This is a genomic window from Bradyrhizobium sp. S3.7.6 (genome assembly GCF_054061875.1).
Genome location: NZ_JBSSEQ010000001.1, coordinates 3,297,711 through 3,312,087 on the forward strand (window position 1 = coordinate 3,297,711; position 14,377 = coordinate 3,312,087).

At 63.7% G+C, this 14,377-nt stretch carries 13 protein-coding genes; 6 read left to right on the forward strand and 7 right to left on the reverse strand.

Annotation, left to right across the window (positions count from 1 at the left end; genetic code table 11):
- Position 1 precedes the first annotated feature (1 nt).
- Positions 2-1,048 carry a M29 family metallopeptidase gene (locus ACVJ5M_RS15605; RefSeq protein ID WP_063982079.1) on the forward strand — a complete coding sequence of 349 codons (1,047 nt, stop codon included), beginning with the start codon at positions 2-4 and terminating at the stop codon, positions 1,046-1,048.
- Here the strand turns inward: ACVJ5M_RS15605 and ACVJ5M_RS15610 are convergent.
- Genes ACVJ5M_RS15610 through ACVJ5M_RS15630 form a run of 5 tightly spaced genes read right to left on the reverse strand, consistent with a single transcriptional unit; the run spans position 1,045 to position 6,754 of the window.
- Positions 1,045-2,037 (reverse strand): 3-hydroxybutyryl-CoA dehydrogenase, encoded by a 993-nt coding sequence (locus ACVJ5M_RS15610; RefSeq protein ID WP_063982080.1) that lies wholly within the window; start codon positions 2,035-2,037, stop codon positions 1,045-1,047. The genes ACVJ5M_RS15605 and ACVJ5M_RS15610 overlap by 4 nt on opposite strands.
- A gap of 3 nt (positions 2,038-2,040) precedes the next feature.
- Positions 2,041-3,129, reverse strand: a complete 1,089-nt coding sequence (locus ACVJ5M_RS15615) for an NAD/NADP-dependent octopine/nopaline dehydrogenase family protein (protein WP_063982081.1) — start codon at positions 3,127-3,129, stop codon at positions 2,041-2,043.
- Positions 3,126-4,652, reverse strand: a complete 1,527-nt coding sequence (locus ACVJ5M_RS15620; RefSeq protein ID WP_063982082.1) for a class I adenylate-forming enzyme family protein — start codon at positions 4,650-4,652, stop codon at positions 3,126-3,128. Before ACVJ5M_RS15620 ends, ACVJ5M_RS15615 begins: the two co-directional genes overlap by 4 nt.
- A gap of 2 nt (positions 4,653-4,654) precedes the next feature.
- Entirely contained in the window at positions 4,655-5,944 is a 1,290-nt protein-coding gene (locus tag ACVJ5M_RS15625; RefSeq protein ID WP_063982083.1) for an acyl-CoA dehydrogenase family protein, read from the reverse strand.
- A gap of 12 nt (positions 5,945-5,956) precedes the next feature.
- Complete coding sequence (locus ACVJ5M_RS15630; RefSeq protein WP_063982084.1) at positions 5,957-6,754, reverse strand: alpha/beta fold hydrolase; 798 nt, start codon at positions 6,752-6,754, stop codon at positions 5,957-5,959.
- Positions 6,755-6,964: 210 nt separating this feature from the next.
- On the opposite strand from ACVJ5M_RS15630, the gene ACVJ5M_RS15635 reads away from it, so the two are divergent.
- From ACVJ5M_RS15635 to ACVJ5M_RS15645, 3 genes are all read left to right on the forward strand, one after another.
- Positions 6,965-7,726 (forward strand): SDR family NAD(P)-dependent oxidoreductase, encoded by a 762-nt coding sequence (locus ACVJ5M_RS15635; protein WP_014493755.1) that lies wholly within the window; start codon positions 6,965-6,967, stop codon positions 7,724-7,726.
- 31 nt (positions 7,727-7,757) lie between these two features.
- Entirely contained in the window at positions 7,758-8,594 is an 837-nt protein-coding gene (locus tag ACVJ5M_RS15640) for an enoyl-CoA hydratase family protein (protein WP_028156623.1), read from the forward strand.
- Between the two features lie 240 nt (positions 8,595-8,834).
- A complete protein-coding gene (locus ACVJ5M_RS15645; protein ID WP_028156622.1) occupies positions 8,835-10,085 on the forward strand; it encodes a flavin-dependent oxidoreductase in 1,251 nt (416 codons plus the stop codon).
- A gap of 9 nt (positions 10,086-10,094) precedes the next feature.
- On the opposite strand, the gene ACVJ5M_RS15650 is transcribed toward ACVJ5M_RS15645, so the two are convergent.
- Together ACVJ5M_RS15650 and ACVJ5M_RS15655 are read right to left on the reverse strand one after the other, a co-directional pair.
- Entirely contained in the window at positions 10,095-10,550 is a 456-nt protein-coding gene (locus tag ACVJ5M_RS15650) for a cupin domain-containing protein (RefSeq protein ID WP_007601580.1), read from the reverse strand.
- A 27-nt stretch (positions 10,551-10,577) separates the two neighbouring features.
- Positions 10,578-11,753 carry an ABC transporter substrate-binding protein gene (locus ACVJ5M_RS15655; protein WP_354100405.1) on the reverse strand — a complete coding sequence of 392 codons (1,176 nt, stop codon included), beginning with the start codon at positions 11,751-11,753 and terminating at the stop codon, positions 10,578-10,580.
- Positions 11,754-12,011: 258 nt separating this feature from the next.
- Here ACVJ5M_RS15655 and ACVJ5M_RS15660 point away from each other — a divergent pair, with 258 nt between their 5' ends.
- A complete protein-coding gene (locus ACVJ5M_RS15660) occupies positions 12,012-12,521 on the forward strand; it encodes a MarR family winged helix-turn-helix transcriptional regulator (protein ID WP_231142628.1) in 510 nt (169 codons plus the stop codon).
- Between the two features lie 151 nt (positions 12,522-12,672).
- Complete coding sequence (locus ACVJ5M_RS15665; protein WP_354096825.1) at positions 12,673-14,364, forward strand: benzoate-CoA ligase family protein; 1,692 nt, start codon at positions 12,673-12,675, stop codon at positions 14,362-14,364.
- Positions 14,365-14,377: the final 13 nt, after the last annotated feature.

Here is a 14,377-nt window from a genome sequence, read left to right on the forward strand (position 1 = left end):
CATGCTGGCGGATCGCATCGAGGCAAAATGGATCGACGCGTTTAGCGAGATCTTTGAGCGCTGCGCCGTCAAGGCCGGCGATACCGCGGCGATCCTCTCGGAAACCCAATCGCGTGCGCTGAACGTTCATTTGGCGGAGCTCGCCCTGCTGCGGATGGGCGCGCGGCCGTTTCATGTGGTGATGCCGACGCCGCGTAATCGGAATATCGTGCCGGTTCGCTCGACCGGGGCAAGCGAGGCAATCCAGCGGCTTGGTCCGGTCATCACCGCACTCCAGCAGGCCGGCTTTGTGGTGGATTGCACCATCGAGGGCTTGATGCACGCGGTGGAGACGCCGGAGATCCTCAAGGCCGGTGCACGGATATTGGTGATCTCCAACGAACACCCGGAAGCGCTGGAGCGGATGGTGCCGGATCCCGCACTCGAGAAGCGTGTTCGCGCGGCGGCAAAGTTGTTGCGTGGGACGAAGCGGATGCGCGTGACATCGAAAGCCGGCACGGCGCTCGACGTTGACATGGTCGGTGCGTCCACGGTCGGCGTGTGGGGCTGGACCGACAAGCCCGGCACGCTGGCGCACTGGCCGGGTGGCATTGTGGTTAGCTTTCCCAAGAGCGGAACGATCAACGGGACGTTGGTGATGGCCCCCGGTGACATCAATCTGACCTTCAAGCGCTACCTGGCGTCCCCGGTGAAAATGACGCTGAAGGACGATTATGTCGTCGAGCTGGAGGGCGAGGGCACGGATGCGGCGATGATGCGCGCCTATCTCGCAGCGTGGGGTGATCGCGAGGCCTATGCGGTCTCGCATGTCGGTTTCGGCATGAACCCGGGGGCCCGCTACGAAGCCCTCTCGATGTATGACCAGCGCGACACCAACGGCACTGAAATTCGTGCCGTCTCCGGCAATTTCCTGTTCTCGACCGGCGCGAACGAATTTGCCGGCCGGTACACGGCGGGCCACTTTGATTTGCCGATGATGGGAACGACGATCGAACTCGACGGGGTCGCGGTCGTTCGTGATGGCGTGCTGCAGGACGTCTTCGGCTAGCTGCGGTCGAGGACCGGTGGGCGCGCCAGGCCGAAATGCCGGAGCAGGTCGACCATGGCCTGAAGCCGCTTCACGCGATAGGCATCGACGTCCATGCCTGAATAATCGAGGAAGCCGGCACCCGTTCGCAAGCCGATCCGGCCTTCTTGCATATTGCGGGAAATGACGTCCGGCGCGCGATAGCGATCGCTGCCGAGCGCGCCTTCGAGATACCGGCTGGCGTAGTACAAGATGTCGCCGCCGCCCCAGTCGATGAACTCGAGCAGTCCGAGCACGGCATAGCGGAAGCCAAAGCCGTAACGGATCGCTTTGTCGATCTCCTCGGCGCTGGCGACGCCCTCCTCGACCATGCGTGCGGCCTCGTTCATCGCCAACGCCTGGATGCGCGGGACGATGAAGCCGGGCGTCGCCGCGCACACCACGGGGACCTTTCCGATGGCTTCGAGCAGCGCCTTGACCTCATCGATGATGGCGGGATCGGTGGCTTTGCCGGGTGAAACCTCGACCAGCGGGATCAGATAGGCCGGATTGAGCCAGTGCACATTGAGGAAGCGCCGAGGGTTCACGATCGCCCCAGCGAGATCGTCGACGAGGATGGTCGACGTGGTCGAAGCGATGATCGTATCCGGGCCGACCTGCTTTGAGGCCGCCCCCAGCACCTCGCGCTTGAGCTCGACGACCTCGGGAACGCCCTCGAAGACCATCCCGGCTTCGGCCAGCGCTGCGCTGCTTCGGCTGGCCGGCACCACCGAAACCCGTGCGATGAGCGGAGCAACGTCCGCCTCCGTCAGCAGACCGAGCTTCGACAGGCTGGCAATGGTCTTGCTGACCTCGCCCAGCGAGTCCGCCTCCAGCCTGGCGAAGTCCTCCGCGGAACGGGCCTTGATGTCGATCATCGTGACCGCATGACCCGCATAGGCGAACGCGACGGCGATGCCGCGTCCCATGCGGCCGGCTCCCAGACAGGCGATATTGGCGCGACTGGTCATCGGTTAAAACCCCGTACGGAGAATCGTCTGTAGTTCGGCCTTGCCGAGATTGCCTAGTCCGAGCGTCTCGAGCGTTCGGCCGCCTTGCGCAAAATCCTCACCGCACACAGCGCCGCCGATGGAGAGGAATGCTCTGGCCAGCGGCGTGGATACACCCGCGATGCCGGCAACGGAGACCAGCAGCGACAGCCCAAGCCGCAGATCCTCACGCATATAGCGGTGCTCGGTCAGCACGATCCGCTCACGCCAGTCGCCGGAATCGGTCAGCCGGTCGTGCGAGCCACGGCCATACATCCAGATCTCGTCCTCTTTGGCGTAGTGGTGGGCCAGCGGAAAATGCGGTGCGCCATAGCCAAGCGCTTCGCGCACCGCGATTCGTTCTGCGTCGAGCGCGTCGGTCACCCGGCGGATCGCGGCCTGCGTTCCTTCCTTGTGGATGTCCCATCGTTCGAAATGCTCGATCGGGCCCGCGTTCATCACGATCAACGGCGGGTGAATAATGGGCCCAGCATTCATCAGCGCGCCGGAGAGTGCATCGCCGCAGGGCTCGATCGCATCAGGGAAAGCGCGTCCGATCACTTCGATTGCATGCGCGGCCCGATCGAGCGGAAACACGCCAACCGGCAACCGCTTGGCGCGGATGGTAATCGCGACCTCGAACGGCCCGTGCTTGCGGGTCAGCCAAGGCAGCGTGCCGGTCTCGGCAAAGCTCGCCTTGGCGTGGTTTCCGGCATCCCGCGCGGCTTGGGCGAAGATCATCGAGCCGAATGTGGCGGGCGGCAGGAACACGACCTGGCCGTCCTGCAAATGCGGAGCGAGCAAACGAGCAATGTCCGGCTGCGCGAAGGCAGGGGCGGGGCACAGAATCAGCTCGGTGCCATCAATTGCTTCGGCGATGTCGGTCGTCACCAGCGCGAGCTTCACATCGTGCCGGCCATTATGATCCTTCACCAGGATGCGCGAGCCGGCCGCGCGATGCGCCGTCACCTGATCAGCGTCGCGGCGCCAGAGCTGGACCTCATGCCCGGACAGCGCAAAATCGCCCGCGGCCGCGAAAGAGCCGTTTCCCCCACCCAGAACTGCAATCTTCAAGATGCTTCTCCTTGCGCGCGCGATTGCGCATCAAGCTGCTTCAGCAGGAAATGCTGGACCTTGCCCAGCGCCGTGCGCGGCAGGTCGTTGACGAAGACGATGTCGCGCGGAACCTTGTAACGGGCGAGCTGCGTCTGAAGATGCGCTCTCAGCTCCTCCGCTTCGAGCCGGCAGCCGGACCGCCCGATGACATAGGCGATCGGCACCTCGTCCCAGCGCGGGTCCGGCCGGCCGATCACGGCGCATTCGCTGACATCGGGATGTTCGAGCAGGACGCGCTCGATCTCGGCCGGATAGACGTTCTCGCCGCCGGAAATAATCACATTCTTCTTGCGGTCGCGGACCCAGAAATAGCCGTCGGCGTCGCACAGGCCGATATCGCCGGTGCGATACCAACCGTCGTGCAGCGCATCGCGCGTGGCATCCGCATTGCCCCAATATTCGAAGAACACGTTGGGCCCTCGCACGGCGATTTCGCCCGGCGTACCCGCAGGGACCTCATTGCCGGCCTGATCGATCACCTTCGCTTCGCAGCACAGGCCGGCAAGTCCGGTCGATCCCGCGCGCGAAAGATCGCCGCCAAGCCGGGTGTAGATTGCGATGGGGCAGGTTTCCGTCGAACCATAGACCTGAAGCACCGGAACATCGCGCGCCACGAAGCGATCGATCAGGTGCGGTGGCACGATGGTCGAGCCGGTCGAGACGGCCTTGAGCGACGAGAGATCGGTCGTTGTCCAGGCGGGATGCTCGCTCACGGCCTGGAGGATTGCAGGCACCATCACTGTCAGGGTCGGTCTTTCCCGTTCAATGGCCGCGAGCGCAGTATCTGGCGTGAAGCGGGCGTGGATCGTGACCGTCGCACCAAGCTGCAGCGCCGGCGTGGTTTGGATGTTGAGGCCACCGACATGGAAGAACGGCAGTACCGTCAGCACGTGATCATCTGACGTCATGTTCTGCATGTGCTGGCTCATGACGCCGTTCCAGAACAAGGCTTCTTGCCGCAGAACAGCGCCCTTCGGCCGTCCCGTCGTTCCAGACGTGTAGACGACGAGCAGCGGGCAGGAGAGATCAGTGTGCGGATTGCGGCCGCTGCCTTCGCTGCGACCCAGCAGGTCTTCGAATGTTACGCCCCGCGACGGCGCGAAATCGAGGCCGATGACGGCCGTCCCCGGCGCAAGCTCCGGGAGAACTCCGGCAAATGCCTGCTCGAGTACCAGGACCTTTGCGCCCGCATCGGTGAGAATGAAGCGCTGCTCGGCAACCGCCAGCCGCCAGTTCAGCGGCACCAGCATCGCACCAAGTCGCGCGCATGCGTAGAGCAGAACCAGATAGTCCGGCCGGTTCAGGCTCAGGATTGCGACGCGGTCGCCTCGGCCAACGCCGAGCTCCTGCTTCAACGCCGTGGCGGTCCGTTCGATGCGCGCGGCGAGTGCGGCGTAGCTCAGCCGCTCACCCTCGAAGGCGATCGCCGTCTTGTCTGGCGCGAACGCCGCGTTGCGATCGATCAGACTACAGAGGTCCACGGTCAGTCGTCCGTTTCACCGGCCTCGTACAGCGCCTCGCGCCCGATCCGGTCGAGGCAGAGCTCGGCGGTCCAGGGCAGCATGAGCGAGCCGCAGCGGCTGTCGCGATAGATGCGCTCCAGCGGCAGTGAACGGAGCATGGCCTGACCGCCGCAGGTGCGGATCGCGAGCGCGGCGAGCTCATTGGCGCCCTCCATCACCGAATATTGCGCGGCATAGGCGCGCAGCACCTGCTCCTTGCTTGGATTGGCGCGGGCCTCGGTGACGGCCTGGAACCAGATCGCCTTGATCTGCTCGAGCTTGATCTGCATCTGCGCGACCGCGATTTGCTTGGTCGGGTACATCCGGCGCTTGACCGGCGGCATGCCCGGTACCTCGCCGCGAAGATAGCGCACGGTGAAATCATAGGCGGCTTGCGCCAGGCCCATATAGGTCGGCGACAGCGTCAGGAACATGTGAGGCCAGCGCATCGCCGCCTGGAAATAGACGCCGCGCGGCATCAGCGCGGAATCCTCAGGGACGAACACATCCTTGAACAGCAGCGTGCGAGAGACTGTGCCGCGCATGCCGAGCGGATCCCAGTCGCCGACCACCGAGACACCGTCCGATTTCGCGGAGATCGCGAGGTAAAGGGTGTTGCGGCGCGAGGCTTTTTCGCCCTCCTCCATCTCGGTGCAGAGCACGCCGTAATAGTCGGCATGACCGGACAGCGATGCAAAGATCTTCTTGCCGTTGACGATCCAACCGCCCTTTACGGGCTTTGCTTCCGTGCCGAACGCGACGCCGCCGGCCGCGGCCGCTCCGCCCTCGGAAAAGGGCTGCGAGTAGATCGCGCCATCCTCGACGATACGCTTGTAATGCACCGCGCGCCGCCGCTCGTGCTCGGCGCGGGTCTCCGCGTCCATGTCGAGATCGTCGGCGAGCGGACCGGACCACAGGGTCGAGCAGACGTGCATATTCCAGGTGAGGGCGGTCGCGCCGCAATAGCGGCCGATTTCCGCTGCCGCTAGTGCGTAAGTTTGATAGTACGCGCCGAGCCCGCCATGCTTCTTGGGAACCGCGATGCCGAGCAGGCCGACGCGATGCAGGTCGCGATAATTCTCTGTCGGGAAGATCGCCTCGCGATCGTAAGTCGCCGCGCGACCAGCGAACACGCTCTGGCCGATCTCGCGGGCGCGCGCGATGATGCCGGCCTGCTCGTCGTTCAGGCGGAATGCGACGGGATCGAAGATCGGAGCATCCAGCGCGACCTTGTCGGTTGCGCCGATGTTCTTTCTGACTTGCATGGTCATTGCGCAGCCACCCTACGTTTTGGTCGCGACGGAATTCAGGAACCGGCCGAGGGCTTCGTCGAACGCGTCAGGGCGTTCAAGGTTGGCGAGATGGCCGACCCCGGCCAGCTCGACATATTCGGCAGTGGGAATGAATGTTGCCGTCTTTGCCATCATGGGGGCAAGCGCATTGTTGTCCTTGGAGCCGGACAACAACAGCGTCGGGACGGAAATGTCCTTGAGCGTGCTGCGCTGATCGAAGCCCATCAAAGCCAGCATCATGGCGCGATAGCTCGCCTCGGGCACGCTTGCCATGCACTCGCGCGCAAGCTCCATTCCCTTCGGATCAGGATCGTCGCCGACAAGCTCCTTCACCAGGGAAGGAGCCAGCGACTTCATGGTCTCGCCGCGATCGAGCGGCCCAAGCCGCGCCGCGATGAACGATTTCTGCCAATCGCCATCGGCCTTGCCGAAGGCCGGGCTGGTCTGCGCGAGGACGACCGCGCGCGCCAGTTTCGGGGATTGCGCCAGCCATTTCTGGACGATCATGCCACCGATCGAATGGCCGACCAGAATTGGCTTGGTTGCACCAAGCTGCTCAATGAATTGCTGGAGCGCATCGGCAAGGGCCGCGATGCTGACGCTGGCGAGCGGCGCCGATCCGCCGTAGCCCGGCATGTCCCATGCAATCGCGCGGAACTGAGTGCTGAATCTCGCAAGCTGCTGCCGCCAGGCCCGTGCCGCGCCGCCAATGCCATGCAGGAAGATCAGGGGTGTCGCGTCCGGATCGCCCGCGGCTTCATAGGCGAAGCGGCCGTCTTTTGTTATCATTGGCGCAGGCTGCGACACGCGACATCCTTTTGCTCGGCCGGTCGATGCTAACAGGCCTGTAGGGGATGGGAAGCGATAATTTTATACTTAAAGCAATTTTCGGGCCGGTCTCTCGCGCTAAGGCGTTCGCGGCGCTACGGCAGCTTCGTTGCAAAAACTTGAAGGTTAAAATATATCGAGGAACGATCAGCAGAGCCAAGGAGCCAGCGCATGTCCGGATTGCCGCACTCGCCGCACGCGCTCGTGACCGGTGGCGGTCGCGGCATCGGCCGCGCCATCGCAGCCTCTCTTGTCGGGGCAGGCGCAACCGTGACGGTGCTCGGCCGGAACGCCGCTGTTCTAGAAGAGGCGGTCAGCGCAGGTGCCGCGCATTTTGCTGCGATCGCCGACGTCTCGAACGAATTATCACTGAAAGCCGCTATCGCTGAAGCGAGCGCGCGAAAGCCGATCGACATCCTGATCGCCAACGCGGGCAGCGCCGAATCCGCGCCGTTCGCGAAATCGGACGCTGCCCTGTTTGCGCGCATGATGGACGTCAATTTCATGGGCGTTGTCCATGCCATCCAGGGCGTTCTGCCGGGCATGAAGGATCGTCCCTATGGCCGCATCGTCGCGATTGCCTCGACGGCGGGGCTCAAGGGCTACGCCTATGTCAGCGCGTATACGGCGGCGAAGCACGCCGTCGTCGGTCTCGTGCGCTCTCTTGCCCTCGAGACGGCCGGAAGCAATGTGACTGTGAATGCGGTGTGTCCGGGCTTCACCGACACCGATCTGGTCGCCGGCAGCATCGAGAACATCATGAAGAAGACCGGCAGGAGCCGCGAGCAGGCGATCGCCGAGCTCGCGAAGCACAATCCGCAGGGGCGGCTGATCACGCCTCAAGAGGTGGCTGACGCAGTGCTTTGGTTGTGCGGCGAAGGCGCTGGTGCGATCACCGGGCAGGCGATTGCAGTCGCAGGCGGCGAAATCTAGTAGCGCGGAACAAACATAGTTAGGAGATCGCATGAGCAGACCAGCTAATCCTGTGACCGTGCCGCTCGCGGATTATTCGCCGCAGCACTTCCTGCTGGCGGTGGTCGACGGCGTTGCCACGGTGACGCTCAACCGTCCCGAGCGGAAGAATCCACTGACCTTCGAGAGCTATCGGGAACTGACGGATTTCTTCCGCGCCTGCGCTTTCGATGATGCAGTCAAGGCCATCATCGTCACCGGCGCCGGCGGTAACTTCTCGTCCGGCGGCGATGTGTTCGAGATCATCGGCCCGCTCGTGAAGATGGACACCAAGGGGCTGACCGCTTTCACGCGGATGACCGGCGACCTCGTCAAAGCGATGCGGGCCTGCCCTCAGCCCATTGTGGCCGCGGTCGAAGGCATCTGCGCCGGCGCCGGCGCGATCATCGCGATGGCATCGGATATGCGGCTCGCGGCGAGCGGCGCGAAGGTCGCGTTCCTCTTCAACAAGGTCGGACTTGGCGGCTGCGACATGGGCGCCTGTGCGATCCTGCCGCGGATCATCGGACAGTCCCGCGCCTCCGAGCTGCTCTACACCGGCCGGTTCATGACGGCGGAGGAGGGCGAGCGCTGGGGCTTCTTCAGCCGCATCGTCACGCCCGAGCAGGTGCTGCCCCAGGCGCAGTTGCTGGCCAAGCAGGTCGCGGAAGGCCCGACCTTCGGAAACACCATGACCAAGCGGATGCTGGCGATGGAGTGGGCGATGTCGATTGAAGAGGCGATCGAAGCGGAAGCCGTTGCCCAGGCGCTGTGCATGACCACGGCGGATTTCGAGCGCGCCTTTGAAGCGTTCGCCAACAAGGTCAAGCCGGTCTTCAGGGGCGACTGAGCCCCGGACTTCCTGCGGAAGGCCAGCAATGGGGATTTGCGCCGCAGTACTTGCCCGGAAAAGATCAGATTTTCCGCAACAACGTGCGCGACCGGCGGATCTCGAGGAGCTGAGAATTAAGGCTAAGCCCAAGACCCGGGCCGAGCTCAAGGCGGAGGCGACAAAGCCGCTTGCGGCGGAGTGACCGCCCGTGCGACTTTAGCCCCATTGCCTGGCGTATTTTCGAGTGGAGTAAGGGCGATGAAGGCGATTATCGTCGGTGGCGGTATCGGTGGTCTCACCACGGCATTGATGCTGCGCTCGCGCGGCATCGGATGCGAGATTTTCGAGCAGGCCGACACCATCCGCGAGCTCGGCGTCGGCATCAACACGCTGCCGCATGCGATGCGGGAGCTTGCCGGCCTCGGTCTCCTCCAGCAGCTCGACGACGTCGCGATCCGGACCGACCAGCTCTATTACCTCAATCGCCACGGCCAGGAGGTCTGGCGCGAAGCCCGCGGCATCGACGCCGGCCATGACGTGCCGCAATTCTCGATTCACCGTGGCCGCCTTCAGGGCGTCATCCATCGTGCCGTCGAGGAGCGGCTCGGGCCGGAGGCAATTCACACCGGCTGCCGCCTCGGCGCCTTCACGCAGGACGAGGGCGGCGTCACCGCTTATTTCTTCGACCGCTCGGGCGCGCACATCCATACTGCGCGCGGTGATATCCTGATCGGCGCTGACGGCATCCATTCACGCGTTCGCGACACGCTGTTCCCGAACGAGGGACCGCCGTGCTGGAACGGCCTGATGCTATGGCGCGGTGCGCGCGATTGGCCGCTGTTCCTCACCGGCAAGTCGATGATCGTGGCCGGCGGCCTCAACGCCAAGGTGGTGATCTACCCGATCGCAGAGGGATCGAGCCCGGCGAGCCGTCTCACCAACTGGGCGGTGCTGGTGAAGGTCGGCGAGGGCAATGCCCCGCCGCCCCGGAAGGAAGACTGGTCGCGGCCCGGCCGGCGCGAGGAGTTGATGCCGCATGTCGCGCGCTTCTCGGTGCCCTATATCGACGTCAAGAGCCTGATCTCGGCAACGCCCGAGTTCTACGAATATCCGACCTGCGACCGCGATCCCTTGCCTTACTGGTCGTCCGGGCGCGTTACGCTGCTCGGCGATGCCGCGCATCCCATGTATCCGGTCGGCTCCAACGGCGCATCTCAGGCGATCCTCGACGCGCGCTGCCTTGCCGATGCGCTGGTGCGCGCCGAGCATCCGCGCCAGGCTTTGCTTGAATATGAGAAGAAGCGTCTGCCGATGACCGCTGACATCGTCCGCTCCAACCGGCGCGGCGGCCCCGAGGGCGTCATCGACGCCGTCGAGCAGCTTGCACCCGATGGCTTCGACAACGTCGACAACGTGCTGAGCTATTCCCAGCGCGAGGCGATCGTCCGCGGCTACGCCACCAAGGCCGGCTTCGCCGCAGTGCCGGGTCTGGCGGCGGTGCGCGCTTAAGACTCGCTGCTAGCCGCCGGGCGGCGGCGGCAGGAAGTGGATGTTGAACTCGGCGGCCATCGCCACCACGTCCTCCGGCTTCTGTTCCTTCATGTTGTGAAGGCCCCAGAACAGGTCGAACAGCTTGCGGGTCGGCGACACCCAGAACAGCACCTTTGCCGTCTGCTCCGACTTGTTGAAGATGCCGTGCGGCACGCCCATACCGAGGCGGATCAGATCGCCCGCGGTCGCCTGCGACTCCGAATTGCCGAGCATGAAGTCGAGCTTGCCCTCGAGCATGTAGAGATACTCATCCTGGTCGGGATGGATGTGCGGCGGCACGAATGTGCCCGGCGGCAATGTCGCGTGCCAGGAGAAGCTGTGCTCGGTATTGCTCTTCGGCACATAGGTCTGGCCGAGGATGTTCCAGGAAATGCCCTGAATCCCTTCATTGGCCCGTGTGATGCCGGTGATTTCGCTCTTCATTGCAGTCCTCCCGTAATGCGGTGCGGCTTAGTTTGCCGCCTTGCAGTCCTTGGCATAGCGGTCGCCATAGTTCTCGAAGACCTTCTGAACGATCTCGGTCTGGAACTTGCCGTCCGCACGCTTGGCGACCTTGGTCAGATAGAAATCCTGGATCGGATAGCCGTTGGTGTTGAACTTGAAGGCGCCGCGCAGAGAGGTGAAGTCGGCCTTCTTCAGCGCAGCCCCAACCGCATCCTTGTTCGAGAGATCGCCTTTCACGGCCTTGACCGCGCTGTCGATCAGCATCGCGGCGTCATACGCCTGGAAAGCGTAGGTGCCGGGCACGACGTTGTAGGCGGCTTCATAGGCCGCGACGAACTTCTTGTTCTGGGGATTGTCGAGATTGGGCGCCCAGTTCGCGCCGCCAAACATGCCGACGGCCGCATCCTGCTGTGCCGGTAAGGTCGATTCATCCACCGTGAAAGCCGAGAGCACCGGAATGCTGTCGGCAAGGCCAGCCTGCCGGTATTGCTTGACGAGATTGACGCCGAGGCCGCCTGGCATGAACGTGAACAGCGCATCGGGCTTCTGCGACGAGATCTTGGAAAGTTCCGGCTGGAAGTCCAGCGTGTTCAGCGGCATGTAGGATTCTTCGACGATCTCGCCCTTGTAGTCGAGCTTGAAGCCCGCCACCGAATCCTTGCCGGCCTGATAGTTCGGCACCATCAGATACATGCGCTTGTAGCCGCGATCCTGCGCCACCTTGCCGAGGATCTCGTGGACCTGGTCGTTCTGATACGACGTCACATAGAAGAACGGGTTGCAGTCCTTGCCGGCGAAAGTCGATGGCCCGGCGTTGGGGCTGATCAGGAACGTCTTGGACTCCGTAATGGGGCGGTGGATCGCCTGGAGGATGTTGGAGAAGATCGGGCCGACCACGAAGTCGACCTTGTCGCGCTCCAGAAGGCCCTTGACCTTCGTGACCGCTGCGTCGGGCTTCAACTCGTCATCGGCGACGATCACCTCGACATCTCGGCCGCCCATCTTGCCGCCGAGATCCTTCACGGCGAGTGCAAAGCCGTCGCGGACCTGCTGGCCAAGCGCGGCGGCGGGGCCCGACAGGGTCACGACCACGCCCAGCTTGATCTTCTCCTGGGCGAAGGAAGGGCTCACCGCGGTGCCGAGCAGCAGGGCGGCGGCGGCCAAGGTCGTTTGCGTCTTCATGATGTGTCCCCCGTGACGATCGGGCTTGCGCAGCAAGCCGCGTACTCCAATTCAAGCTTATGCCGATGATGGCGGCCGCGGCAAGCAAGCTCAAGGCGTGGCCATCCTGCGGGCAGTGCGCATGCAAGTGGCGCGCCAATTATTTGAAGCCTAAAGAAATTCGAGTGTGGTCGATTGTTGCAGCTTTAGGCTTGCGGCCGGGGCCGATTTATTTGAAGCTCAAAACGTTGGGGAATCCGTGCTGGCGCCAGGCCGGCCATGAGTGACTGCATCGAGATGCTCGATTCCGAGACCAAGGCCGTCGAGACGCCGGAGGACCACGCCGAAGAGCTTCGGCTGTGGCTGCGTTTGCTCACCTGCACCACCCTGATCGAAGGCGAAGTCCGTGGCCGCCTGCGACAGCGCTTCGACGTCACGCTGCCCCGGTTTGACCTGATGGCGCAGCTCGACAAGGCGCCCGATGGCATGACGCTGTCCGACGTCTCCAAGCGCATGATGGTGTCTAACGGCAACGTCACCGGCCTCGTCGAACGGCTGGTGGAATCGGGCCATCTCGACCGGCGCACCTCGGAGACGGACCGCCGCGTCCAGGTGATCCGCCTCACAAAGCTGGGTCGCGCCGAGTTTCGCAGGATGGCTGCGGAGCACGAGACCTGGATCGCCGATCTGTTCGCCGACCTGACCCCGAAGGACGTCCGCGAATTGATGCGGCTCCTGGCCAAGACAAAGGCGTCGGCGCAGAAATCGGCCGCTCGCCGCCGGCCGTAGTCCGCCAGCGGGGCACCCCGCCAGTCCCACCACCTTGCCGCAGGAAAATGCATGGGATGCCCAAAATCCGCTATTGCGCCGAATTGTTTTAAGCCTAAAATGTTTTCCAGATGATGCTGCCGGGTGCTTTCCATGCTGAAAGGAGCGTGCGATGGCCAACGCCGCTAAGGCTCAAGAGTCGGGCTCGTATGACGGCAACGCCGCGACAGCCCACGTCGATACATTCGCACGGCAGCATCTGCCGCCGCGCGAGTTCTGGCCCGAATTCATATTCACGCGGCCGGAGCTGCACTATCCGCCGCGATTGAACTGCGTCAGCTATTTTCTCGACCGCTGGGTCGAGCAGGGCCACGGCGACGCGCCGTGCGTCATCAGTCCGGCCGTCAGCTACACCTATCGCGAGCTGCAAGCGCTCGTGAACCGCATCGCCGACGTGCTGGTTCGCAAGCTTGGTCTCGTAACCGGCGGACGCGTGCTGCTGCGCTCCGCCAACAATCCGATGATGGTTGCGACCTATCTCGCGGTGATCAAGGCTGGAGGCATCGTCGTGGCGACCATGCCTCTGCTGCGCGCCAAGGAACTATCTTATCCGATCCAGAAGGCGGAGATTACACTCGCGCTCTGCGATGGAAAACTCTCGGAGGAGATGGAGAAGGCGAAAGCGGCGGCGCCCGGCCTCAAGCACGTGGTCTATTGGGGCAACGGCGCGTCGGACTCGCTCGAGGCGCTGATTGCTGATGCGAGCCCGGAGTTCAAGGCGGTCGATACCGCCGCCGATGACATCTGCCTGATTGCCTTCACGTCGGGTACGACGGGCGATCCCAAGGGCACCATGCATTTCCATCGGGATATGCTGGCGGTCTGCGACGGTTATGCGCACAACATCTTGAGGGCGGAGCAGAAGGATCGCTTCGTCGGTTCAGCGCCGCTCGCCTTTACCTTCGGCTTCGGCGGCGTGCTGTTTCCGATGCATATCGGCGCTTCCTTCGTCGTGCTGGAGAAGACGACGCCGGACGACATGCTGACGGCGATCGAGCAATACAAGACCTCGGTCTGCTTCACCGCGCCGACCGCCTATCGCGCCATGATGGGCAAGCTCGCGGGTCGCGACATCTCCTCGCTGCGCAAGTGCATTTCTGCCGGCGAGACCCTTCCCAAGCCGACATTCGATGCCTGGCTCAAGGCCACCGGCATCAAGCTGATGGACGGCATCGGTTCGACCGAGCTGCTGCACATCTTCATCAGCGCGACCGAGGACGAGATCCGTCCCGGTGCAACCGGCAAACCCGTGCCGGGTTACGAAGCAAAAATCGTCGATGACGACGGCAATGACCTGCCGCCGGGCACGATGGGGCGGCTCGCGGTGCGCGGCCCGACCGGCTGCCGCTATCTCGCCGACGAGCGGCAGCGCAAATACGTCCAGAACGGTTGGAACATCACCGGTGATACCTATCTGATGGATAGCGACGGCTACTTCTGGTACCAGTCGCGCTCAGACGACATGATCGTGTCAGCCGGGTACAACATCGCGGGCACGGATGTGGAGGCGGCGCTGCTGACGCATCCATCCGTAGTCGAGTGCGGCGTCGTCGGTGCGCCGGACGAGGCGCGTGGCATGATCGTGAAGGCCTATGTCATCGCCGCCCCCGGGGTGACGCCGGACGCTCAACTTGCAGCGGAGTTGCAGGAGCATGTCAAACGTGAGATTGCGCCCTACAAATATCCGCGCGCGATCGAGTTCGTGGCGCAACTGCCGAAGACCGAGACCGGCAAATTGAAGCGATTTGCCCTGCGGCAGCTGGCGCAGGCTGCAGCGACGTCCTCTGGCGTTGCGGCGGAATAAGAGAGGGATGAAG